Origin of the sequence: Lactobacillus helsingborgensis (assembly GCF_003173695.1) — a bacterium.
GTDB classification, from domain to species: domain Bacteria; phylum Bacillota; class Bacilli; order Lactobacillales; family Lactobacillaceae; genus Lactobacillus; species Lactobacillus helsingborgensis.
In genome coordinates this window covers 1,413,010-1,436,625 of sequence record NZ_CP029544.1, presented here as the reverse complement: position 1 = coordinate 1,436,625, position 23,616 = coordinate 1,413,010, and the positions used below count along the sequence as shown (strand labels likewise).

At 36.6% G+C, this 23,616-nt stretch carries 23 protein-coding genes; 19 read left to right on the top strand and 4 right to left on the bottom strand.

What is annotated here, in order from left to right:
* The first annotated feature begins 195 nt into the window (after window positions 1-195).
* The 6 genes from DLD54_RS06980 to DLD54_RS06955 all read left to right on the top strand — a co-directional run bounded on the left by DLD54_RS06980 (window position 196) and on the right by DLD54_RS06955 (window position 6,080).
* A complete protein-coding gene (locus DLD54_RS06980; RefSeq protein ID WP_109918704.1) occupies window positions 196-1,797 on the top strand; it encodes an ATP-binding cassette domain-containing protein in 1,602 nt (533 codons plus the stop codon).
* On the top strand, window positions 1,787-3,364 hold the full coding sequence (locus DLD54_RS06975; RefSeq protein WP_109918703.1) for an ATP-binding cassette domain-containing protein: 1,578 nt from the start codon (window positions 1,787-1,789) through the stop codon (window positions 3,362-3,364). Before DLD54_RS06980 ends, DLD54_RS06975 begins: the two co-directional genes overlap by 11 nt.
* 169 nt (window positions 3,365-3,533) lie before the next feature.
* A complete protein-coding gene (locus tag DLD54_RS06970) occupies window positions 3,534-4,388 on the top strand; it encodes an ABC transporter ATP-binding protein (protein ID WP_109918702.1) in 855 nt (284 codons plus the stop codon).
* Window positions 4,389-5,234, top strand: a complete 846-nt coding sequence (locus DLD54_RS06965; RefSeq protein ID WP_109918701.1) for a multidrug ABC transporter permease — start codon at window positions 4,389-4,391, stop codon at window positions 5,232-5,234.
* Window position 5,235: 1 nt separating this feature from the next.
* Complete coding sequence (locus tag DLD54_RS06960) at window positions 5,236-5,688, top strand: LytTR family DNA-binding domain-containing protein (protein ID WP_109918700.1); 453 nt, start codon at window positions 5,236-5,238, stop codon at window positions 5,686-5,688.
* A gap of 2 nt (window positions 5,689-5,690) precedes the next feature.
* On the top strand, window positions 5,691-6,080 hold the full coding sequence (locus DLD54_RS06955; RefSeq protein ID WP_109918699.1) for a DUF3021 family protein: 390 nt from the start codon (window positions 5,691-5,693) through the stop codon (window positions 6,078-6,080).
* Between the two features lie 277 nt (window positions 6,081-6,357).
* Here DLD54_RS06955 and DLD54_RS06950 read toward each other — a convergent pair whose 3' ends face one another.
* Window positions 6,358-7,665 (bottom strand): APC family permease, encoded by a 1,308-nt coding sequence (locus tag DLD54_RS06950; RefSeq protein WP_109918698.1) that lies wholly within the window; start codon window positions 7,663-7,665, stop codon window positions 6,358-6,360.
* A gap of 197 nt (window positions 7,666-7,862) precedes the next feature.
* On the opposite strand from DLD54_RS06950, the gene rbsK reads away from it, so the two are divergent.
* Together rbsK and DLD54_RS06940 are read left to right on the top strand one after the other, a co-directional pair.
* Entirely contained in the window at window positions 7,863-8,777 is a 915-nt protein-coding gene (gene rbsK / locus DLD54_RS06945) for a ribokinase (RefSeq protein ID WP_109918697.1), read from the top strand.
* A 151-nt stretch (window positions 8,778-8,928) separates the two neighbouring features.
* Window positions 8,929-9,837 carry an L-lactate dehydrogenase gene (locus DLD54_RS06940; protein ID WP_109918696.1) on the top strand — a complete coding sequence of 303 codons (909 nt, stop codon included), beginning with the start codon at window positions 8,929-8,931 and terminating at the stop codon, window positions 9,835-9,837.
* Window positions 9,838-9,994: 157 nt separating this feature from the next.
* On the opposite strand, the gene DLD54_RS06935 is transcribed toward DLD54_RS06940, so the two are convergent.
* Window positions 9,995-11,416 (bottom strand): PTS transporter subunit EIIC, encoded by a 1,422-nt coding sequence (locus DLD54_RS06935; RefSeq protein ID WP_109918695.1) that lies wholly within the window; start codon window positions 11,414-11,416, stop codon window positions 9,995-9,997.
* Window positions 11,409-12,866: a glycoside hydrolase family 1 protein gene (locus tag DLD54_RS06930; protein ID WP_109918694.1), complete on the bottom strand. Its 1,458-nt coding sequence runs from the start codon at window positions 12,864-12,866 to the stop codon at window positions 11,409-11,411. Before DLD54_RS06930 ends, DLD54_RS06935 begins: the two co-directional genes overlap by 8 nt.
* Before the next feature lie 133 nt (window positions 12,867-12,999).
* On the opposite strand from DLD54_RS06930, the gene DLD54_RS06925 reads away from it, so the two are divergent.
* The 10 genes from DLD54_RS06925 to alr all read left to right on the top strand — a co-directional run bounded on the left by DLD54_RS06925 (window position 13,000) and on the right by alr (window position 22,076).
* Window positions 13,000-13,776 carry a MurR/RpiR family transcriptional regulator gene (locus DLD54_RS06925; RefSeq protein WP_109918693.1) on the top strand — a complete coding sequence of 259 codons (777 nt, stop codon included), beginning with the start codon at window positions 13,000-13,002 and terminating at the stop codon, window positions 13,774-13,776.
* 456 nt (window positions 13,777-14,232) lie between these two features.
* Complete coding sequence (locus DLD54_RS06920) at window positions 14,233-14,892, top strand: amino acid ABC transporter permease (protein ID WP_109918692.1); 660 nt, start codon at window positions 14,233-14,235, stop codon at window positions 14,890-14,892.
* The gene (locus DLD54_RS06915; RefSeq protein WP_109918691.1) at window positions 14,873-15,550 is read left to right on the top strand and encodes an amino acid ABC transporter permease; all 678 of its coding nucleotides are present in this window, start codon (window positions 14,873-14,875) and stop codon (window positions 15,548-15,550) included. Before DLD54_RS06920 ends, DLD54_RS06915 begins: the two co-directional genes overlap by 20 nt.
* 6 nt (window positions 15,551-15,556) lie before the next feature.
* Window positions 15,557-16,297, top strand: a complete 741-nt coding sequence (locus tag DLD54_RS06910; RefSeq protein WP_109918690.1) for an amino acid ABC transporter ATP-binding protein — start codon at window positions 15,557-15,559, stop codon at window positions 16,295-16,297.
* Between the two features lie 10 nt (window positions 16,298-16,307).
* The gene (locus DLD54_RS06905; RefSeq protein WP_109918689.1) at window positions 16,308-17,153 is read left to right on the top strand and encodes a transporter substrate-binding domain-containing protein; all 846 of its coding nucleotides are present in this window, start codon (window positions 16,308-16,310) and stop codon (window positions 17,151-17,153) included.
* A 116-nt stretch (window positions 17,154-17,269) separates the two neighbouring features.
* Complete coding sequence (locus DLD54_RS06900; RefSeq protein ID WP_038523835.1) at window positions 17,270-17,518, top strand: type B 50S ribosomal protein L31; 249 nt, start codon at window positions 17,270-17,272, stop codon at window positions 17,516-17,518.
* A gap of 132 nt (window positions 17,519-17,650) precedes the next feature.
* Window positions 17,651-19,018 (top strand): UDP-N-acetylmuramoyl-tripeptide--D-alanyl-D-alanine ligase, encoded by a 1,368-nt coding sequence (locus DLD54_RS06895; RefSeq protein ID WP_109918688.1) that lies wholly within the window; start codon window positions 17,651-17,653, stop codon window positions 19,016-19,018.
* 10 nt (window positions 19,019-19,028) lie between these two features.
* Entirely contained in the window at window positions 19,029-20,513 is a 1,485-nt protein-coding gene (gene cshA, locus DLD54_RS06890; protein WP_038523829.1) for a degradosome RNA helicase CshA, read from the top strand.
* A gap of 79 nt (window positions 20,514-20,592) precedes the next feature.
* Window positions 20,593-20,946 carry a holo-ACP synthase gene (acpS, locus tag DLD54_RS06885; protein WP_109918687.1) on the top strand — a complete coding sequence of 118 codons (354 nt, stop codon included), beginning with the start codon at window positions 20,593-20,595 and terminating at the stop codon, window positions 20,944-20,946.
* 2 nt (window positions 20,947-20,948) lie between these two features.
* Entirely contained in the window at window positions 20,949-22,076 is a 1,128-nt protein-coding gene (alr, locus tag DLD54_RS06880; RefSeq protein WP_109918686.1) for an alanine racemase, read from the top strand.
* Window positions 22,077-22,117: 41 nt separating this feature from the next.
* On the opposite strand, the gene cbpA is transcribed toward alr, so the two are convergent.
* Entirely contained in the window at window positions 22,118-22,825 is a 708-nt protein-coding gene (gene cbpA / locus DLD54_RS06875; protein WP_109918685.1) for a cyclic di-AMP binding protein CbpA, read from the bottom strand.
* A gap of 224 nt (window positions 22,826-23,049) precedes the next feature.
* On the opposite strand from cbpA, the gene pth reads away from it, so the two are divergent.
* Window positions 23,050-23,616 (top strand): aminoacyl-tRNA hydrolase, encoded by a 567-nt coding sequence (gene pth, locus DLD54_RS06870; protein ID WP_109918684.1) that lies wholly within the window; start codon window positions 23,050-23,052, stop codon window positions 23,614-23,616.

The following is a 23,616-nucleotide window of genomic DNA, read 5'->3' as shown; positions in this document are numbered from 1 at the left end:
GAAACTTTTAATTGCCGTCATTACTGTAAACCACAAAATTAAACATTTTTAAACTAATTTCTTCCAAGGAATTAGTTTTTTTATTTATAACCGACGACTATATTTCATCTGCTAATTTGACACCTTTACTCATTCATTTTATTATTAGATAAATTTAATAAAATTGATTTAGCATAAAATGAAAGACGCAAGGACATGACATTAAAGGGACTGATTAGCTCCAATAAACAACGAGCAATTTTTATTATTTTACTTTATTTTATTTTCGCTGTTACCGGCTCACTTGACCAATATTTTTTTCAATTTGCAGTTAATGGATTAAGCGTCGGCAATTTGCCAGTTTACATTCGCTGGCAATTAATTGAATTTATCCCGGTAGTTTGTGGTGTATTTATTCTACCTTTAGCGACTTACCTTTTTAACGCACAGATTCAGGAATATCTTGATCAAATAAGAGGGCAAATGGTAGATCATTTTTATACTGAAAACGATGCGACAGTGGCGCAAATGCAGAACTATCTGCAAAGCAATCTCGATACTTTGACCAGCGATTTTGCTCTGCCGTGGGTTAATGTTCTTAGCAATTTATTCATTATCTTGCTTTCTGCTGGCGTCCTTTTTAGCTTAAATTGGTCTTTTGTTTTACTAACTGCAATTTTTATTCTAATAGATGTAAGCTTGCCCAAAATAATGGCGCGCATGACTTCAGAGGCAAGTAGAAAAGTGATGAAAAATACTAGCGCTTTTTTAACTGGTATCGGTGAATGGATCAATGGTTTAAATGAACTGCGGCGGTATCATGCTTGGACGATCTTAAATAAAGAAATGAGCAGCTACGCTGAGAAGTTGGAAAAGTCTAAAGTCAATCAAATCAATAAAAACTGTGCTTCTAATACAATTAATGGAATTGGTAATACTTTAGGACAAATGTCGATTGCCTTTTTAGCGGGTATCCTATTTTTAACTGGTCAAATAAAAATTGGAGCCGCATTAGCTTCGACTTCTTTTGCTTTTGGTATCTTTTCAGCTGTATCCTCTATTACAAGTGCTGCCGTCAAGATTAAATCCACTAAAAATATCAATCAAACTACGGCTAGCCTGATTTCTAACACTAAATCAAGACAAAAAGGTTCATCTACTCAAATTGCCCAAATTGAAATTAAAAATTTGGCGCTTAAATATCCTAATGGTCCAATAATTAAATACCCTGATTTTGTGATCAATAAGAGTGAAAAAGTTTTACTTGCAGGCGATAGCGGAACTGGCAAGTCAACACTGCTTCAAGCTCTTTTAGGTAAGATCAGGCCTTATCAAGGTCAAATTATTTTTAGAAATAATGCGGGGCAGATTTTTCAACCAAATTTAAACCGGATTAGTTACATTGCTCAAGATCCGCAATTATTTCCAGGAACGATTGCGGAAAATATCGTGATGTTTCACCAGCAGTTATTGGATCAAGTACCTAATTTAATTAATAAAGTGCAATTGCAGAGCGACATTGCGAGATTTCCCCAAGGGACTGATACCCAAGTTGATTTGGATAAGAATAATTTATCCGGTGGTCAAAGACAAAAGATTATCCTTGCCAGATCAGAAGTTTTCGCTGATGAAATTATTTTGCTGGATGAAGCGACAAGTGCCATTGATAGTAAAGCAACTAAGCAAATTATTGCTGAACTTGTTCACACTAATAAGACTGTGATCATGATTGCTCATAATCTTAATTCTGAAGTTAAAAATATGTTTGATAAAACGATTCGGTTAGCAAGCCAGAAGGAGAACCACAATGACTTTTAAAAACTTCTTTCATACCAATCGAATTCGTTTCATATTTATGGTGCTTTTTAGCCTCTTGCAACCCTTTGTTTTAATTGGCGCATCATACTTAAATATGTGGGAATTTACCGCCTTGCGTCAACATGACGGTCAAGCGTGGCTGTTAATCATTGCTTTTACTACGTTAGCTTATCTCTCATCGTATGCTTTTGACTGGGGCTCTGAATATTTACTGACACGACAAGTTCAAGAATTTAATCACACGTTAAGAAGTAAAATAGTAAGCCACGTCTACCATGACCATAAAAATTATCAAACTTCGCAAGTTAAAAATCGCTTGACCAATGATCTTAATACGGTTAACAATCAGTCTTTTAACTTGATTCCGGTCATTTGTAATTTTCTGGGCTATGTTATTTTCTCAGTAATTGCCTTGCTGACGATGCACTGGAGTTTGTTGTTGCTCATCTTAATTTCGGTAGCCGTTTCCCTTGTTTTACCTAAAATAATTGAAAAGCCGCTACAAAGAGCTACGGAAAAGGTTTCTCATCAAAATAAACAGTATTTGGATCTGATTGAAAAATGGCTAAGCGGTATTGCTGAACTAGAGCGGTATCTTGCTGGCGATAAATTAACTAGCGTAATGCATAAAGGTGCACGCGACTTAGAAAAAGCCAACCTCAAGCAGACACAGGAACAACAAGTTCTGTCCATTATTACCAATGGTGTTGCGCAAATTATGATCCTGATATTGTTCGTCTGGACGGGTATTTTAATTAAAAGCGGACTAGTCACGTTTGGTGCGATTGCGGTTATCGGTAATTTTAGCCACTATATTTCGCTGGCAATCGAATACTTGCCATTCTATTTCGGCTTAATTAAGGGCACCAAAACTTTAAGAAATAATGTTACTGCAGCGACTTTACCGGTAAAAACTGATGAACAAAACTTAGCAACACCTTATGCTTTTAGTACAAAAGATTTGGCAATTAGTTTTCCTAATGGTGAAACTTTAAAATTCCCTGATATCACGGTCAATTATGGCGAAAAAATTTTGCTATCAGGTGACAGCGGTGCAGGCAAGTCAACTTTATTTAAGCTGCTTTTAGGGATTTTGCCACCGAGTTCGGGGAAAATAGCATTTAAAGATCAAGAGGGAAAAGTGATCAAACCGGATTTAGCTAAAATTGGCTACATTGCCCAAGATCCTGTTTTATTTCCCAGCACCATTAAAAACAATATTACGATGTTTGACCCTCAGTTAAACCAACTAGCTGAACCCGCTGCAGTTACCGTTGGGTTAAAACCAGATCTGGCTCAATTTGCTCAGGGTATAGAAACCAAAGTAAATTTGCAAAAACTGAATGTATCAGGTGGCCAAAGGCAAAAAATTATTTTGGCGCGCGCGCAGATACATGACAGTAAGATTCTGTTAATTGATGAAGGCACAAGTGCAATTGATCAGGCAGGAACCCGAGCAATCTTGCAAGAACTCCTTAAAATGCCGAGTACTGTCATTTTTATCGCGCATAATTTCGATAAAAACCTGCAACTGCTGTTTGACCGCGAGATTCATTTAAGTAAATAAGTTAATTTTGAACACTAAAGGCGTTGACCAAATTTTGATCAACACCTTTTTTATTTTTGTGTCTTAATTTCATCTTTTTGTGATTAATATTTTGTCTCTTATTATAAAATGCGCTACAAATTTTATTTGAACTAGTATGCTTAATTCAAATTAAGGAAGGGGTGTCACTATGTTAATTGAAACAAAAGAACTAACAAAAAAATTTGGTAATAAGATTGCTGTCAGCAAAGCAAATATTCAAATTAAAGAGGGACAGCTTGTTGCTTATTTAGGAACAAATGGTGCGGGTAAATCTACCACGATTAATATGCTAACCGGATTATTAAAGCCTACTTCAGGTGTCATTTCATATGCGGCAGATTTGAAAATAGGCTTAGTTTTTCAGAATAGCATTTTAGATAACGAGTTAACAGTTAAAGATAATCTTTATTTAAGAGCAAAGATGTACCCCAAATTTTCACAGGAATGGCTTGAACAATTGATTGACTTAATAGGCATCAAAAACTTTTTAAAGCAAAAGTTTGGCACTTTATCAGGTGGTCAAAAAAGAAGGGTAGATATAGCCCGTGCGTTGATAAGTAAACCGAATTTACTGTTTCTAGACGAACCAACTACAGGGCTTGATATTCAAACGAGAAATGCTATTTGGGAATTATTAACCAAACTGCAACAACAACAAGAACTCACTATTTTTTTGACAACACATTATTTAGAAGAAGCTGAAAATGCTGACCAAATGTATATTTTGGAAAATGGTCAAATCTTAGCTAGTGGTTCTGCCGCAACGATCAAGAACGAATTTGCTCCTAATAAATTAATACTTACTGTTGATAACATTCAGGCTTTGAACACTAATCAAAAAGTTATTCGGCTTAATCGTAAGCAAGTTGAAATTGATGCTCTATCGGCGCAAAAAACCGTTGAATTATTAAAAAACAATCAAGCAAATATCACTGACTTCACTTATTCTAAGGGAACGATCAATGATGCGTTTTTGCAGATTACTGGGAAGGAGATACAATAAATGATTGCTCTATTTCGCAGAAATTTTAAAATCTATTTTTCTAACATTATTGGTGTAATTATGTCATGCTTGGGTGCGTTGATATCTTTCTTCATTTATATTGGTTTTTTGCAAAACAATTTGAAATCCAATTGGCAAAATTTACCTCACGTTACTAAAATGTTAGATTTGTGGATGATAGCTGGTATTGTTGCGGTTTCTGGTATTACTACTGCTTTTCAGGCTTTGGGGCAGCAAGTAAGTGACCGCGAAACGCGAGCCGACGCTGATTTTAAGCTAACAGGCATATCACAGTTTGCACAAAATTTTGCTTACATTTTATCAGGTACAGTTGTCAGCTTTTTTATGCAAATCATTACTTTTATCGTAATGGCATTGTACTTTTCATTAGTTGATCACGTGACGATTCCTCAAAAAGCACTTTTACCCGGATTGCTGTTTATTTTATTAGGCGCTCTGGGAGCGACTTTATTAGATGAAGTTATCGCTTTTTTCATGCATTCCAGCACTACTTTTAGTCGGTTTTCTGCCGTCCTTGGCGCTGCTGCTGGTTTCGCTGTTGCAACTTATTTACCTTACGGTATATTGGTTTCTGGAGCACAAAATTTGGTAAAATTAGTACCAAGTAGCTATGAAGCAGCTGCTTTAAGAGGTTTTTTACTTAAGCAGACACTAGCAACTTTTCCTACCAACGTAAAACGGCATTTAATTAACTATTTAGGAATACAGTATAAAATTAATAATAATAGACTAAATAATATGTTTGTTTTACTTTTAATGATTGCAATACTAATTTTAGTAATTATTTTACTTTCGTTTACCACTGACAGAAGGCGCAATAAGTAAAGTGAAGATTGAATTTAAGACAGATTCTGCTTTAAGCAAAGAAGACATTGAAGTTGAAATTAAGGCAGCTCAAAAAAGTGAAGTAGTTGATAATTTAATAGATTATTTGCATAAATTCGGCGAAAAGAAATATCATCTTTTACCAATTAAGGTAGAAGACCGCATAGTCACAATTAAACCTACTGAGATTATTAAAGTAGAAATCCAAACAACAGACATCACATTTTATACTACTAAAGACATAATAAAAACCACTGGTCGCTTATATCAGGTACTTGAAAAATTGGGAGATGGGTTTATTCAGGTTTCAAAACATGCCATTATCAATATTAATTTTCTGGAATCGATAGAAGTTGGCTTTGCAGGAAATATGATCGCACTTTTAAAAAATAATTTAAAAGCTGACGTTTCCAGATTATATTTGCCGGCATTAAAAAAAGAATTGGGGCTATAAAAATGAGGAAATTGAGTAATTTCATTAACTATTTCTTTACCGGTGTGGGTTTTGGTGCAACTACTTATTTGATCATTATCACTTTTTCATCACCTAGTGTTCCTACCCGTTTAGGTGTTATTTCTGTTTTTATTATTTCAGGGTTAATAGGCATTTTATCAATGATTTTTGCAATGGATGTACCACCTGCTATTGCCTTTAGTGTTCATATCATAGGCACATTTTTGCTAGTGTTATTAATGTCCTGGATAAATAAGTGGCCGATTAATTTTTGGTTGATAGGCGTATTTATATTAGTTTATATTATTATTTGGCTGATCGTTATTTTGTCGCAAGTGCGGATTGTGAAGGAAATTAATTCCAGCATTAAAAAGAGGAATGCGAAAAAATAAAATTGATTAAAAATTTTGCTGGTGGTTAAAAAGAGATTTAACAAATTTGATAAATAATAAACAGATATAAAAGTTTTTTTAGCTGCACTGTATTAATATTTAAAATCTAAAGATATTGGAAAATATTATTTTTTCACCAAACAAAAAGGCAAATCACTAAAATGGTGGTTTGCTTTTTTAATCTAGTAGGATTGATATAAAAACTTATTTTCAAAATAAATTTTTTCTATATAAGTAACAATGCTTTAGCTGATAGTAAGTATTACATTTGTTAGTTTTAAGTACGATTTCTTTTTTGCACATAAACATATACCGGCCAACCGCTCAGTGTAAGCAGAATGCCAATAAGTGCCAGGACCGGTTGAGTTAATGTGGTTGTGATGACGATGAATAACGCTCCACAAATGGCTAATAAAGGTGGTAAAGGATACCACGGCATTTTATATGGTCGCAAAATATCTGGTTGCTTTTTACGTGAAATAAGAACACCTAAAAATAATAAGATTGAAAATATCCAGGAAACATAAACAAGCATGTTAGTTAATGAGTCAAACGTTCCGGAAAAGATCATTACTGTAGCGATTGCGCATTCAAAAATCATACTGTTTGTAGGAACAATGGTTTTACTATTTAACTTGCTAAAAAATTTAGCAGCAGGTAATTTGTTCTCTCTGCCCAAAACATACGGCATTCTGGAACCAAGAAGCAGGTGACCGTTGATCGCGCCAAATACAGAAACTAGAATTCCAGTGGCAACAAGCGTACCGCCCACACTACCAAAGAGTTTCTTTGCAGTAAGTAAGGCAGTTGTTTGATTACCCACAACTTTTGACCACGGAATAACCCTGACATAACTCCAATTAAGAAGAGTATAAAAAATAGTGACGCCAAAAAGTCCCCAAATGATAGCTTTCGCTAATGTCTTTGCCGGGTTCTTAATTTCACTAGCCAAATTACCAATACTTAGCCAGCCATCGTAAGCAAAAAGAACGGCAAGCAATGCCTGGCCAAAAGCCATTGCACCTGATGAAGAAGTAATGTGCGGTGCCGGTGCACCCGCTAACTGATTGGGACCCCTATAAAATAAAGCAAAGATGATAATGGCAGCAATCGGCAGTAACTTAATGACTAAAGTGATTTTTTGTACTTGACCACTTAATTTTGATCCTATCCAATTAATTAACAGAATAGTCAACATGACAATTAAAGCAATCACAGTAGTTGATAAATCCTTAAAGTGCGGTATTTCCTTTAGTTGCGTGGCGAAAACAATCGAAAGGGCTGCAATATTAGCAGGGTAATAGATAATTATTAAGGACCAACCGAAAAGAAAAGCTACTTTAGGACCGTAAATTTCTTCCAGATACCTGACTGGGCCACCATCTTTAGGATAAACTGACGCCAGCTCGGCTATAGTTAAGCCAGCCATCAGTGTGATAAAACCCGCAAGAGGCCATACGATTATACTTAGCCAAGCATTATGTGTTAATGCTGATACATTAGCAATTTTAAAAAAAGCGCCTCCGCCTATCATGGTGCCCATGACTGTGGCTAAAGCGGCGAAAAAGTTAAGTTGTCTTTTCATATTTTTACCTTGCTCATTTAAATATAAGAAATATTATATTCTTTCTCCGTTAAAATAAAAAGTTCAGTTAGGGTGGCTTAACTAATTTTAAATAAAAATTTGCTGAAAAAGTGCAATAGCCAGATGTGGTTGAAAGGCAGTTTGAATATGTTATTATTTGGTTTAAAAGTCCAAAATTGTCTTTAAAGGAGTAAAAAATGAATAGAGTCACTGTTATTGGCAGTATCAATTTAGATACCAATTTACGTGTAAGGAAAATGCCTAAACCGGGAGAAACGGTTCACGCCACTGGTCATTATTCAGCAGCTGGGGGTAAGGGTGCCAATCAGGCAGTAGCAGCTGCCAGATCAGGTTGCAAAGTTAGTTTTATTGGTGGTGTTGGCAATGACGCACCAGGCAGTGAAATGCTTAATTTGCTCAAAAAAGAAGGCATCAACACCTCTGGCATCATTACTGCGTCTCATGAATCTACAGGTCAAGCTTTTATTACTGTTGATGATAATGGCCAAAATTCAATTACTATCTATGCTGGCGCTAATTATGCTTTTGGGCCCAATGAAGTTGTTCAAAACAAGGCTTTAATCGCCAATTCTGATTTTCTCATCGCCCAGTTTGAAACGCCACTAGAAGCAACAATTAAAGGGTTCGAAATTGCTCATGCAGAAGGCGTCACAACTATTTTAAATCCGGCACCAGCGCTGGCTGAAATTCCAGCAGACTTGTTAAAATTGACCGACATTATTACTCCGAATGAAACTGAGGCCGAAACAATTACCGGCATTAAAGTAATTGATGAAAAAACCGCCCAAGAAGCCGCTGCAAAACTACACCAGCAGGGTGTAGCAACAGTTATTATTACCATTGGAGCCAAAGGTGCTTTTTACGATTACCAGGGACAGTGTGCATTAATTCCTGCATTTAAAGTTAAGGCTGTTGATACCACTGCTGCTGGAGATACATTTATTGGAGCTATGACTAGTGTCCTCAAACCGGATTTGACCAATTTAAAAGAAGCAATTCTTTTTGCAAATAAAGCCTCATCCCTAACAGTGCAAAAGTTTGGTGCCCAGCCTGCAATCCCTTTTGCTAAAGATATTAGGCTCGTTAAGTGAGCGCAATTCTTTTGGTAAAAATTAAGTTTACAATATTTTACGTATATACCTCTGTTATTGAAAGCCCTATTTCTATATAATATAAATGTAGTTTAGATTATGTTAACTGCTATGTTAGCAAGTTGATTTTTAAGAAGAAAGGCTCTTAATTATGACAACTAAGATTGGTATTATTGGTGATGGACACGTTGGTTGTACCGTTGCCCATGAGTTAATTATTTCGGGTTTGGTTGACGATTTGGTAATGATTGATGTTAACGAAGGTAAAGTTAAGGCAGATGCGATTGACTTTGAAGATGCAATGGCTAACTTGACTAATCACGTTAATATTATTGTTAACGATTATAGCGCATTGAAGGATGCTGATATCGTTATTAGTACTTTGGGCAAAATATCCTTGGAAACAAAAGGCGATCGTTTCCAAGAATTGGAATACAACAAGAAACAACTAGAGCCAATTACTGATTCAATTAAAAGCAGTGGCTTTAATGGCATTCTGATTGTCATCTCCAACCCAGTAGATGCAATTACAAGTCTTTACCAACAATTGACAGGTTTACCTAAAGAACATGTTTTAGGTACAGGTACACTACTTGATACTGCCAGAATGAAGAAAGTTGTTGCTAAAAAGTTCAATGTTGACCCTCGTTCAGTAAGTGGTTTTGCCTTGGGTGAGCATGGTGATTCACAATTTACAGCTTGGTCAACGGTTAAAGTATTTGAAAAGCCGTTAGCAGAATTAGTTAAGACAGAATCATGGAAACCTAGTGACCTTGAAGATGAAATTAAGTTTGGTGGACAAACTGTCTTTATGGGCAAGCATTACACTAATTATGGTGTTTCTGCCGCTGCTGTAAGAATTGTCCGTGCCGTTTTGACAGATTCCCGCACTGAATTGCCGGTTTCAAGTTTCCAAGATAAGTATGGTACATATATGTCTTATCCAGCCATTGTTGGGCGTGAGGGAATTGTTCACAAAATTGATTTACAGTTAACTGCCGAAGAAGAAGAATTGCTGCGAAAGTCTGCTGAAGCAATTAAGGAAAAATCCCAAGCCTAAATATCTGAAATTTAAAAACACGCTTGTATACTAATACCCCCAATTTGTAACAAATTGGGGGTATTATTGTGGTTAAATTAGCAACTGCATTATAAATTTATTGTCAAATCGTTACTAATTTTTTAATTAAATTCTGCTCTAAAAATAATGTTATATATTAAGCTAAAGCCTGAGCAGCTTGCTTATTTTTACTAGGTATATCTTCAAAGCCTAAAACTAAAGTCATAACAAAAGACACAGCTGCGGCAATAATCATGGCAATGATAGCGGTCCATAAATTACTTAAGTTATTAGGATTTGCTGGATTAATCCACATTGGTAGGGTAATTAGTCCCGGCGTCATAAAAACATAGGCGTTTAGTCCCTTAAAGCCGGCATATAGCCCGCCACAAAATCCGCCAATCATACACGCATACATTGGTTTACGCAAACGGAGTGTGACACCATATAAACATGGTTCAGTGATACCAGCAAAAAGTGCTGTTAAACCTGCTGAAATTGCAGTACCTCTAAGTTCTGGATTCTTGGTCTTGAACGCAATGGCCAAAGTTGCAGATGCTTGGGTAATATTATGCATAAGCGTTAAAGCTCTAGTTAATGGATCTACACCGTTTTTATTAATTGCTTCGATACCAGCAATTGCCAGTGCTGAGTGCATACCAGTTGTAACTATCCAAGGATATACTAATGCTAATAAGGCCAATGACAAAGGTCCTAATTTGCCACTTAGGAAAAAGACAATTTTGGATAAAGCAAATGACACTGCTGTCATTGCCGTTCCTATAACCACTAATGTTAGCGGAACTATGATTAGAATGGTTAATAATGGTGACATAAATGGTTTAATGGAGTTCCACAAGTGTTTATCCAAGAAATGTTGGATATATGACATTATCCATATTGCCATGATTGCGGGAATAATGGTGCTGCCATAACTGATGGACATTACTGGTAGTCCGAAGATAGATAAAGGCTTATCGCTTGCTACTAACTTGATAAAAGTTGGATTTAATAATGCACAGCCAACTAGTGCTGCTAGATAAGGATTGGCTTTAAATTGTTTTGCTGCCGCTAAGGCGACAAATATTGGCAAAAAATAAAAGGCAGAGTCAAATATTAGCAGTAGAATTTGATAAGACATATCTTTATCAGATACGAGATGTACCATTTTAGCAATCAAAATCAAACATTTTCCCATACCACCAGCAACTAGTACTGGTATTAAAGGAGTAATGCAACCTACAATAGCACTTAAAACTTTAGAAATTATATTTGTATGTTCTTTAGTTTTTGTTCTGGGTACTTCTTGAGTTTCGGAATTGGTGTCATTTTCATTTGCTATCAATTCTTGAAAAGCATTATAGACATCATCAACACGATTTCCAATGACTATTTGAATTTGGTCTCCCTGTTTAACAACACCTAGCACTCCAGAAATTAATTTGATTTTTTCAATATTTATTAATTCTGGGTTTTTGGGAATTACTCGTAAGCGAGTTGCACAATGCCAAGTTTTTTCTATATTTTGTTTCCCGCCAACTAGTGGCAATAAAGCTTGAGCAATTTCTTTGCTATTCATGATTAGTTCCTTCTTTCTCAAACAAATTTTTTCCTTGAGAATCAATTACTCGACGATACCAATAAAAGCTTTTCTTGGGCCAGCGTTGTTGGGTTCCTTTGCCTTTATTATCTCGATCGACATAAATAAAACCATATCTTTTAGCCATTTCTGCAGTGGAAGAACTGACAATATCAATCAGCCCCCATACTAAATAGCCCATTACTTCAATGTGATCTACATTAATTACTTTTTCTAGTTGGACAAGATGTTGTTGATGATAGCTAATCCGATAATCATCATTAATTTTTTTATCATCATTTACAACATCTCGTGCTCCCAGACCGTTTTCAACAATAAATAGGGGAACTTGAAAACGATTGTATAAATCTTGGCAAAGAATTCTTAATCCCAGAGGATCTATTTGCCAACCCCAATCGCTTCGTTTCAGATAGGGATTGCTTTTACCCTTAATTGTGTTACCTTCTACTTGGGCTACATCATTTTCTGTTCCAACTGTTACCGACATGTAATAGCTAAAGGCTAAATAATCACAGGTGCCCGTAGCAATTGCTTTTAAGTCCTGATTAGTGATATCTAAATTTAAATCTTCTGTTAACATCCTATAAGTTGATTTAGGATAGTGTCCCTTTATTTGAACGTCTCCAGACAAGTAAGTATAATGTCTTAATTGTTGCGCCAACATGTCATCTTGCGGTTTACAAGAATAAGGATACGCAGTCAAGCCTGTAATCATACAGCCAAAATGTGCTTGGGGATCAATTTTTCTGCCGTATTCTACAATCTTTGCACTAGCAACATACTGATTGTGCATAGCTTGGTACTCATTCTTTTTGGTAATCAAGTTAGATGTTAATCCTGCGCTAACAAAAGGATGCCTCAGTACACTATCAATTTCATTAAATGGTATCCAATATTTCACCAAGTCATGAAATAAATCGATTGCTGTTGTCGCAAAATGGATAAAACTTGTCATAACTTCACGACTAGTCCAACCGTTATTTTCAACTACTAGTTTAATTGGCATTTCATAATGTGATAATGTAACAACAGGTTCAATATTATGATCTCGTAAATTTTTAAATAAGTTACGGTAATAAGTAACAGCTTTATAATTAGGTTTAGACTCACTTCCAGTGGGAAATAATCTAGTCCAAGCAATTGATGTGCGAAAAGCATTAATATGCATCTGGGAGAGTAAGTCAATGTCATTCTGATAGCTATGATAAAAATCAATTCCAGTCCTTTTAGGATAATTTTGATCATTATGATCTTTTAAAAACGCATTGATTTGTTCAACTGATAGATGATTCAGATCAGTAGCATTACATTGCATAATATCAGCGGTTGAAGGACCCTTTCCGTCTTCATTCCAAGCTCCTTCAGCTTGATTAGCAGAAATGGCACCGCCCCATAAAAATTTTTTAGGAAATAACTCTGTTCTTTCCATAGTAAAAACCTCTAAACTTTTCAAATACTTGTTAACGCTAACATCATGGCTAAACTTTATCATTAAATTCAACCATGTGCAACGGCACAATAAATAAAAATATTTTGTGCAAAAAATCAATTAGGAGAAAAATATGCTTGACCTAGACACCCTGATCAAATTAAATTACCAAAAACTGACACCACAAGAACGAAAGGTAGCTGATAAATTAATCAAGCATCCCAGATTTGCTCTTGAAAAAAACATTGCAAAATTAGCATCGAGCATCAATGTTTCTCGTAATACCATTACAAGGTTTTGCAAGGCACTGGGATTTAGCGGCTACACGGAATTTAAATATGAATATATCAAATTTATCAACCGCAGAATGCGGAATAAGGCCACTTCCAGTAATAATTTTATTCATGAGATAATCACTACGTATAAAGATAAAATCGGCGAAATTGAAACAAAAGGAAAACTAAAAGATAACGATATTAAGCAGTTAGCAAACAGTATTGTTGAACACAAACCACTTAAAATTATTGGCACTGGTAAATCCAGTCCGGTAGCGCAACAATTGAAATATAGTTTGCAAACACTGGGAATTTATGCCCAAATAATGGATTCGATCTATTATGCTAATGATTTCGGGTATTTATTTAATAATGATGATGTAGTTATAGTTTATACAGTGTCTGGTCACAGTATTTTAACTAATGCTGTTATGAGAGGTGCAATAGAGAAAAAGGCTAATGTCTACATGGTTACGACCAATGAAAACATTGATGTACCGTTAAACGCACTTTTCGTGCTGCCTAACGTCGGTGTTGACAACTCTTTTTTGTTTAGCAACCACACCTTTTTCTACATTTTTAATGATATTTTGTGTAATTATGTTGATGTTTTGCTAAATAATGACAGTTTATAGATAGCAACAAATATTTTATTCTGACAAAGCACAAAGGCAGTTTTTTGTCTTTTAAAAAAGAACTAAGAATCTTGCTGATAAAGCGTTAAGCGTAACTCAAGATTATTTGAGAATGCTTAACGCTTTTTTTGTGAACAATCCTTGAATGTTGTGAAAGTGTAGGCAATTCAAATAATTGACAAAAAGTAAGTAAACGCATAGCATTAGAGACATTGATAGTTGCTAACAAAAAGGAAGTGAAATGAAAAAGGGCGAGACCAAATACTAATAAGGAAAAGTAATGGTTATTCCTGATCAAACCAGTTGGGTCTTTGTCGTTCACTTGTCGCAATAGTGCTAGCAATTATGACATTTAATCTACGAAAAGAATAGTTCGTAGATTTTTTATATTTGTGACTGTGCTTGATGCTCTTTTTTCTGAGGTCAGGCCGTCTGCATAAAAGTGGGAGGTAAAAAATGAGTTGGCAGATAATTACACAGAGTTTGCCTATTTTTTTAAAAGCCTTTGAATTAACCCTTTGGCTATCGTGTGTAGGCATTGTGTGCTCAATCCTTGTTGGTATTCTTACCAGCTTGGTGCAGTATTTTAAAGTGCCCATACTGGGTAGAGTTTTGACAATTTACGTGGAGCTTGCACGCAACACTCCGCTCTTGATTCAATTGTTCTTCTTGTATTATGCCTTTCCGGTCATCGGCTTAAAAATGTCGGCCCAAGTTTGCGGTATCATCGGATTGGTATTCTTGGGCGGAGCCTACATGGCTGAAGGTTTTACAGGTGGTTTTGCTGGGGTTAGTCCAAGTCAAATTGATGATGGCAAAGCATTAGGGATGAATGATTTGCAACTAGCACGCTACGTTGTTTTTCCACAAGGCTTTGCTTTGAGTATGCCAGCCCTAACGGCTAATATTATTTTTTTGATAAAAGAAACATCGATTTTTTCAGTCATTGCAATTCCTGAACTGACTAACACCGCTTTGGATTTGATCGGAATGTATTATCGCTCAAATGAATATCTTCTCGTGTTGGTCATTGCCTATGCCATTATTTTGGTGCCAGTAATCTTACTATTAAATTTTGTGGAAAGGAAAGTGCGTTATGGAACATTCGGCAATTAACGTCTTCTTTGCTGGTAATAATTTTACGCGGATTCTGCAAGGTCTGTGGACTTCGGTCTGGATTGCTGCACTCAGTTTATTAATCGGTTTAGTACTGGGAACCTTGCTTGGCATTTTAAGAACGCTGCCTAATAAAACAATTCGCTTTATTTTACGGGCTTACCTGGAATTTTTCCGTATTGTTCCTACTATTGTCTTGCTGTATCTGGTTTACTACATTTTGCCGCGGAGCTTGCATATCAATTGGCCGGCTAGTTGGATGGCAGTCTTAGCCTTTTCATTATGGGTGTCAGCTGAATTCAGTGATATTGTGCGCGGAGCTATTGAGTCAGTACCAGTTACGCAAAAAGAATCCGGTCAAGCATTGGGCTTGAGCGCTAGTCAATTATTTCGTTATGTCTTGCTACCGCAAGCAATGCAATTAGAATTACCAGCGACCATAAATTTAGCTACGCGGGTAATTAAAACCACATCGCTACTAATGCTGATCAGCATCATGGATGTGATTGCAATTGGTCAGCAGATTATTGAAGCCAACAACCAGCAGTATCCGAGTGCAGTTTTTTGGATTTACGGCTTGATTTTTATTTTGTACTTTGCAATTGATTATCCGTTGTCCCTTTGGGCTAAGCGCCTAGCTGCCAAGCAAAAGAGGTAAGGAAAAATGACAGAAGAAATTTTACGAGTTGAAAATTTGAACAAGTATTATGGTGATTGGCAGGCTCTGCACGATATTAACCTGACATTGCACAAGGGTGAGGTGCTGACTTTATTAGGTCCATCTGGTTCTGGTAAAAGTACACTAATCAGGTGTTTAAATGGACTTGAAACATTTAGCAGTGGTGCTATTTACTTCAAGGGCAAAAAAATAGATGGCTCTGGTAAAACTTGGCAAGCTTTGCGGCAAAAAATTGGCATGGTCTTTCAGAGTTACGACCTCTTTCCTAATTTAACTGTGATTGAAAACATCATGCTTGCCCCAGTCAAGGTGCAGAAACGTTCTGAAAAAGAGGTTAGGGCTGAAGCTATCAGTTTGCTAAAGCGAGTGGAACTAGACGAATACGTCGATACCTACCCCCGAGAATTGTCAGGTGGTCAAAAGCAGCGTATTGCAATTGTTCGCGCTCTAGCCCTTCACCCCGAAATCATGCTCTTTGATGAAGTGACTGCTTCACTGGATCCGGAAATGGTTCGTGGCGTTTTGCAGATCATGGCAGACTTGGCTAAAAAAGACCATATGACTATGATTATCGTCACTCATGAAATGAACTTTGCGCGGCAAATAGCGGACCAAGTGTTATTTTTAGAAGACGGTAAGATCTTAGAAAATACTTCTGGCAAAGAGTTTTTTGCACACCCACAAACTGATCGTGCCCGTGATTTTCTCACGAGTATGGATTTTTAAGGAGTAAAAAATGAAAAACAATAGAAATAGAAATATCATCATTGGAATTTTAGTAGTTTTAATCATAGCTGTGGCAGCATTTTTTGGTATCAAATCAGGAACAAGTAACAATAGTAGTGCAAACGAAAGCAGTGTGAGCGCAATTAAAAAACGGGGAGTTTTACGAGTTGCCGTATTTGGCGATCTGCCACCTTATGGTTGGGTTGATGATCACGGCAATCGCGTGGGTTACGACGTTCGCCTTGCACGTCAAATGGCAAAAGATATGGGTGTTAAAGTGAAATTTACCCAAGTTAATGCCAACAACCGCGTTGACACTCTGAATTCAAATAAGGCCGATATAATTTTAGCCAACTTCACGGTGACACCCGAGCGTAAACAAGTAGTTGATTTTGCTAAACCATACATGAAAGTATCGGTTGGTGTAGTTGCTCCTAAGAATTCCCCAATTACTAGCGCAAGTCAGTTAAAGGGTAAAAACTTAATTGTCAACAAGGGTACAACAGCAGAAAATTATTTTACCAAAAAAGGCGGCGTGGACTTGTTGAAATTTGATTCCAAAACGCAGCAGTTTAATGCTTTTAAAAACAAACGTGCTGCTGCTTTAGCGGATGACAATTCCTATCTCTATGCTTGGGTAAAAAAGAACCCTAATTACACGGTTGGAATTAAAAACATTGGGCCTAATCAATTTATTTCACCCGCAGTTAAAAAAGGCAATAAGTCACTTTTAAACTGGACTAATAAAGAAATTACTAAATTAACTAAGAAAAAGTTCTTTATTGCTGATTATAATAAGGAATTAAAACCTTATTTTGGTAAAGAGGTTAAACCTAGCGATATTGTTTTAAATTAATCCAGCTGCTATAATAAATAAGTCTTGAAATTTACCTTTAAAGATGATAAGGTATTAAACGTTAATCGATTAATCTATGACTTGCAATAGGAGTCATGGCAAAGGAGTAATAAATTATGAAACAAGGTATTCATCCAGATTACCAACAAGTAGTCTTTATGGATTCAGCTACAGGTGCAAAATTTGTCGCTGGTTCAACTTTAACATCAAAAGAGACAGTAGATTACGAAGGTAAGACTTACCCATTAATCCGTGTTGAAATTACTTCAGATTCACACCCATTCTATACTGGCAAGCAAAAGTTTGCTCAAGCCGACGGTCGAATCGAAAAGTTCAACAAGAAATATGGCATGAACAACAAGTAATATCTTCAATCTGGTGGAAGGCAGCCCCATTGGGGCTGCTTTTTTATGTGAAACTTAATTGATATACTACTTTATTAAGGAGTATAATTACTTCTTTAGCAAAAAAATTCTTTTTTGGCTAGGAGAGACAAGATGAAAATGCAACTGGCAGAAATAGCCAAAGCAATTAATTCAAAGTGTGAGGGTAACGAGCAAACTGTTATTACTTCTGTTGCCTTTGATTCAAGAGAGATCGCTGCGGGTGGCTTGTTTGTACCGCTAAAAGGTGAACGGGATGGTCATGACTTTATTAATAGTGCCATCAGTAATGGTGCTAGTGCGACATTATGGCAAAAAGGTCATCCGAACAAGCCCGATAATATCGCTGTCTTAGAAGTAGAAGATCCTCTCAAGAGTATGCAGCAATTGGCACAATACTATTTAAATAAGGTAAATCCTACTGTTGTTGGCATTACCGGTTCAAATGGTAAAACAACTACTAAAGATATGACAGCAGCAGTTTTAGCTAAAAGGTTCAATGTCCATAAAACTGACGCTAACTTCAACAATGAAATTGGCGTACCTATGACTATCTTAGATATGAAACCGAATACAGAAATTCTGGTTTTAGAAATGGGTATGGATCATGCTGGGCAATTACACCAATTGAGTGAATTGACCCACCCTGATGTCACTGTTATTACCATGATTGGCGAGGCTCACATTGAATTTCTTGGTTCACGTGCTGGAATTGCAGATGCTAAAATGGAAATTACGGATTTTTTACGTGAAGACGGCGAATTAATATATAACGGTGATGAACCGCTTTTACGTGAAAGAGCTGCTAAAATAAAACAAGCAAAAGTTACATTTGGTTTTGTAAAAAATGATACAGTTTATGCAACAGGTTATCGCAGCTATAAACACCATGCTACTTTTACAGTCAATAACTCTGAACGTAAATTTTCCATTCCAATGATTGGTAAACATAATGTTTCTAACGCGCTGTCTGCTATTTGTGTCGGACGTCATTTTGGTGAAAGCGATGAAGAAATTGCTTGCGCTTTAGAAAAATTTACCCCGACCGCAAACAGAATGGAATGGGAAAAAGGCGATGTAGGTGAGGACATTATGAGTGATGTCTACAATTCCAATCCTACTGCCGTGCGTGCTGTGATAACCAGTTTTGGGCAGATTCAGGTTCCTGCTGGAAGCCGTAGAATTGCCGTTTTGGGCGATATGCTGGAACTAGGGCCAAGATCAGCTGCTCTTCATGCTGGCTTAGCAGATTGTTTAGACCCGCAGGTAATTAATGAAGTTTACCTGTTTGGTACAGAAATGAAACATCTGGCTGAAGCATTAAAAGACAGTTACGATCCCGAAAATTTGCATTATTACACCCAAGACGAAATGCAACATATGATTGCAGATTTAAAAAATGATATTAAGCCAAACGACATAGTAGTCTTAAAAGGTTCGCACGGAATGCACCTTGAAAAAGTAGTTGAACGGCTTAGGTAAGGAGAATTTAGTGAAATTTTCAGAATTAGGTTTAAAAGATGAGCTTTTAAAAGCAATTAAGCGTTCAGGCTTTGAGGAAGCCACGCCAATCCAGGAACAAACAATTCCTTTGGCTTTAGCTGGTAAGGACGTGATTGGTCAAGCTCAAACCGGTACCGGTAAAACAGCAGCTTTCGCATTGCCGATTTTGCAGAATTTGGATAAACATAATAAGGTAATCCAAGCATTAATTATTGAACCAACAAGGGAACTTGCTATTCAAACTCAGGAAGAACTTTTTAGACTGGGTCGCGATGAAAATGCGCGTGTGCAGGTTGTGTATGGCGGTGCCGATATTGGTCGCCAAATTCGCTCTTTGAAAAATCATGTGCCGGCTATTTTAGTTGGTACGCCGGGACGTTTGCTCGATCACTTAAAACGCAAGACTATTAATTTAGAAAATGTTAATACCATTGTTTTAGATGAAGCTGATGAAATGCTGGACATGGGTTTTATCCAAGACATTGAAAGTATTTTAAGTTACGTTAAAAATCGCAAACAAACCTTGTTGTTTAGTGCCACAATGCCTAAGCCGATTTTGAACATCAGTGAAAAGTTCATGAACAATCCTGAAATTGTGCGCATTAAAACTAAGGAATTAACTGCTGATTTAATAGACCAATATTTTGTCCGTGCTAAGGATGCAGAAAAATTCGATATAATGTGCCGGTTGATTGATGTTGAAAGTCCTGATTTGGCAGTAGTCTTTGTCAGGACTAAACGTAGAGTTGATGAAGTCACAAGAGGACTGCAAGCACGTGGCTATAATGCTGCCGGTATTCACGGTGATTTGTCACAGGCTCGTAGAATTACTGTATTAAAAAGATTCCGTGCCGGTAAGTTGGATATCCTAGTTGCTACAGATGTGGCTGCCCGGGGATTGGATATTTCTGGTGTGACCCATGTTTACAACTATGATATTCCTCAAGATCCTGATTCTTATGTTCACCGGATCGGTCGTACTGGACGTGCTGGTCAAAATGGTTGCTCAATTACTTTTGTTACACCAAATGAAATTGGCTACATGAGAACAATTGAACAGCTAACTAAGAAGAAAATGACACCGCTGCGTCCACCATCTGATGATCAAGCGTTGCGCGGTCAACTTAAAGTCGCAAAGTCCAAGATTGAAGATATCATGAAAGAGGACTTATCTAAATATACTGATGATGCGGACGAGTTATTAGAAAATTATTCTGCGGTTGATTTAGTTTCTGCTTTTCTTAAAAACTTGTCTAAGGATTCTTCCAGTGTTGAAGTTAAGATTAGTTCCGAAAAACCATTGCCGTATAAAGGCAATGGTCGTGGTGGCAGAGGCCGTGGTCGTTATAATCGTGGTAAGAATAGTCGCGGCGGTTATCGTGGCGGCAGCCGCAGCCGTGGAAGTTATCGCGGCGGACATTCAAGAAGATCCGGCAATGGTCATAATTTTGTGATTAAAAACAAAAAAGATTAACGATTTTACTAAAAAAGGGTTGCAACAATTTACAACTCTTTTTTTATATTATAAATTTCTATACTAAGAGGTAAATAAAATGATTGTTGGAGTCGGTGTAGACGTTGTTGAAGTTGAACGGGTCAAAAAAATTGTCGCCAAAGGTGATAACTTCGCCCGCAGGGCGCTAACACCAAACGAATTTGCACAGTATGAGAAACTAGCAGGAAAACGGAAAGTTGAATATTTAGGTGGCCGTTTTTCCCTTAAAGAATCTTTTGTAAAAGCTTTAGGCATAGGTTTTGGTAAAGGTGTAGGCTTACAGGATATTGAAACCTTGTGGGATGAATTCGGACACCCAGTTACAACATCTAGCAAATTTACCGGCAAGATTTTCCCAAGTATCAGCCACGATCATCATGAAATAGTAACATTAATTGTGTTGGAGAAGTAAAAATGGTTCCAGGATTCCATAGACCGGCAGCTGTATATGTTGATTTAGCTGCAATTAGACAAAATATTGAACAAGAAATTGAGCACTTGCAGCCTGGGCAGAAATTATTTGCCGTAGTAAAGGCTAATGCCTATGGTCATGGTGCAGTCAGAATTGCCCAAGAAGCTGTAAAAGCAGGAGCCAGCGGCTTTTGTGTTGCTATACTAGACGAAGCTTTAGAACTTAGGCGGGCAGGAATAATTGCGCCAATTTTAGTATTAGGCGTGACCCAACCTGAGTATGCGGCTCTTGCTGCAGCTAACGGTATTTCTTTGACTGTTCCCAGTTTAAAATGGCTCAAAGACGCACAAACTAACCTTGCAGGAAATAATTTACAGTTAAAAATTCATCTGGCAGTTGATTCAGGCATGGGACGCATTGGTTTTAGCGAAGATAGTGAATTTAATGCAGCAAATGATTTTCTATTAAATAATCCCAATTTTGATGTTGAGGGGATGTTCACCCATTTTGCTTCAGCTGATAGTGCAGATGATACTTATTTTCAAGGTCAAGTTGACAGATTTACACACTTTAAAAAGTTACTTAAAGTAAAACCAAGATGGATTCACGTTGATAATACTGCTGCTAGTGTTTTTAATAAAAAAGTTCATAGCGATCTGGTACGCTTTGGTATTGGAATTTATGGTCTAAACCCTTCTTCAAACCCTACAAGTCCTGATTTACCAGTTCAAATTAAATTGAAGCCGGCACTGTCATTTGTGAGTGAATTAGTTCAGGTCCACACAATACATCAAGGGCAGGGCGTCGGCTATGGTTCAACTTACATCGCTGATAAGGATCAAATTATTGGCACGGTACCAGTGGGCTATGCTGACGGCTTTATCCGTAAATTTCAAGGCTTCAAGATTAAAGTTGGTAACGAATTTTGTCCAATTGTTGGCAGGGTCTGCATGGATCAACTTATGGTGCTATTACCCTATGAAATGGCAGTTGGGACCCAAGTGGTTCTGATTTCTAATAATCCGGCAGCGCCTAATTCAATCAAAAAGGCCGCCGATTATGTTGACAGTATTCATTATGAAGTGGCTTGCCTACTTGATGACCGCTTGCCCCGCAAATATTATAATTAAAAAAAACATTGCACTTCTTGCAATGTTTTTTATGTCTTTAATTAGTTATTTTCGTCTTGGTTAACGTAAACGCCAGGATTTTCATCACTCATTAATGTCATTCCTGCTTGCAGATCTTCAATTTCAGCAACCACATAGCCTTTGCGCTCAAGTCTTTTAACGATTTCTTTTAATGTGTCCTCACCTACACCGGCAGGCAAAGTAAATAAAATACGTCTGACAGAATTATCACTTTTACCCGCTGTTGAAGCATCTAAACTCATAACACCGGCAATGGCAGAGAACTTACTAATAATTCTGGTCATTTTAGCTAAATTACCACGTGAATTATCAGTTAACACTGTTAAGACATAAGAACCGTTTTTAATATTCCAAGCATCTGACAACATATCAAGTAATCTTGAGTGAGTTAATATCCCATAAAACTTATTTTCTTCATCCAAAACCGAAATGTAGGGCAAATCTTTAATTGTGAAGAAAACTTTAAAAAATGGCGAATTAACTTTTATTGTTTTGGTAGCATTTTTTAATAAATAAGTTACCGGCAAGTTCATGTCTTTACCCTGTGACTTATGGCGGTATATATGCATCTTGTAAATATTACCGCGGAAAATAGTACCAGTATCATCTAAAATTGGCACACATCTGAAGCCAGAATCCTCTAAAATTTTAAGTGCTTCTGCAAGAGTAGCGTGTTCGTTAACTGTAGTTAAATAATCTTTTTTAATAACTAAAGATTTGATAAGCATGAAACTGCCTCCGTAAAAAAATAAATCTCAATGATTATATCATAAAAAGAATAATGATTAAATAAAAATGAAAATAAAATCATCAATTAAATAAATTTTAGCACGTGCTACTTAATTTAAAAAGCTTATTTTATGCAATGAAATTAAAGTGTAATAGTCTTTGCCAAAGTCAAGCGTTGTGATTGTGCTATCATTAAATACGACTAAAAATAAGGGGAATTTAGATGAAAATTATAGCAGGTCTGGGCAATCCAGGCAAAAAATATGACGGCACGAAACATAATACCGGTTTTATGGCTTTAAATTATTTTTTACAAAAAAATTCTTTAACTTTAGAACGGGAAAAGTTTGAAGGCAAATATACCAAGCAAAAAATTGCTGGCAATGATGTTATTTTGCTTGAGCCGCAGACTTTTATGAACGATTCTGGTCGTTCGGTGGCGCAATTTGCCCGTTTCTTTAAGGTTAACCCGCAAGACATACTAATAATTCATGATGACATGGACATGCCGTTAAGTAAAATCCGTATCCGTGCAAATGGCAAGTCAGGCGGTCATAATGGTATTAAGAGTATTATTCGTGATTTAGGTACCAGTGATTTTAACCGCCTAAAAATTGGTATCAGACACCCAGATAACGTGACAGAAGCGAGTGTAGTTTCTTGGGTACTTTCACAGTTTAATACGGAACAACAAAAGTTAATGGATACTGCTTATGCCACAGCCAGTGAAGTTATTTCTGATTTCATAGCTGGAAGGAGCAGCCAATATTTGATGAATAAATACAATTAA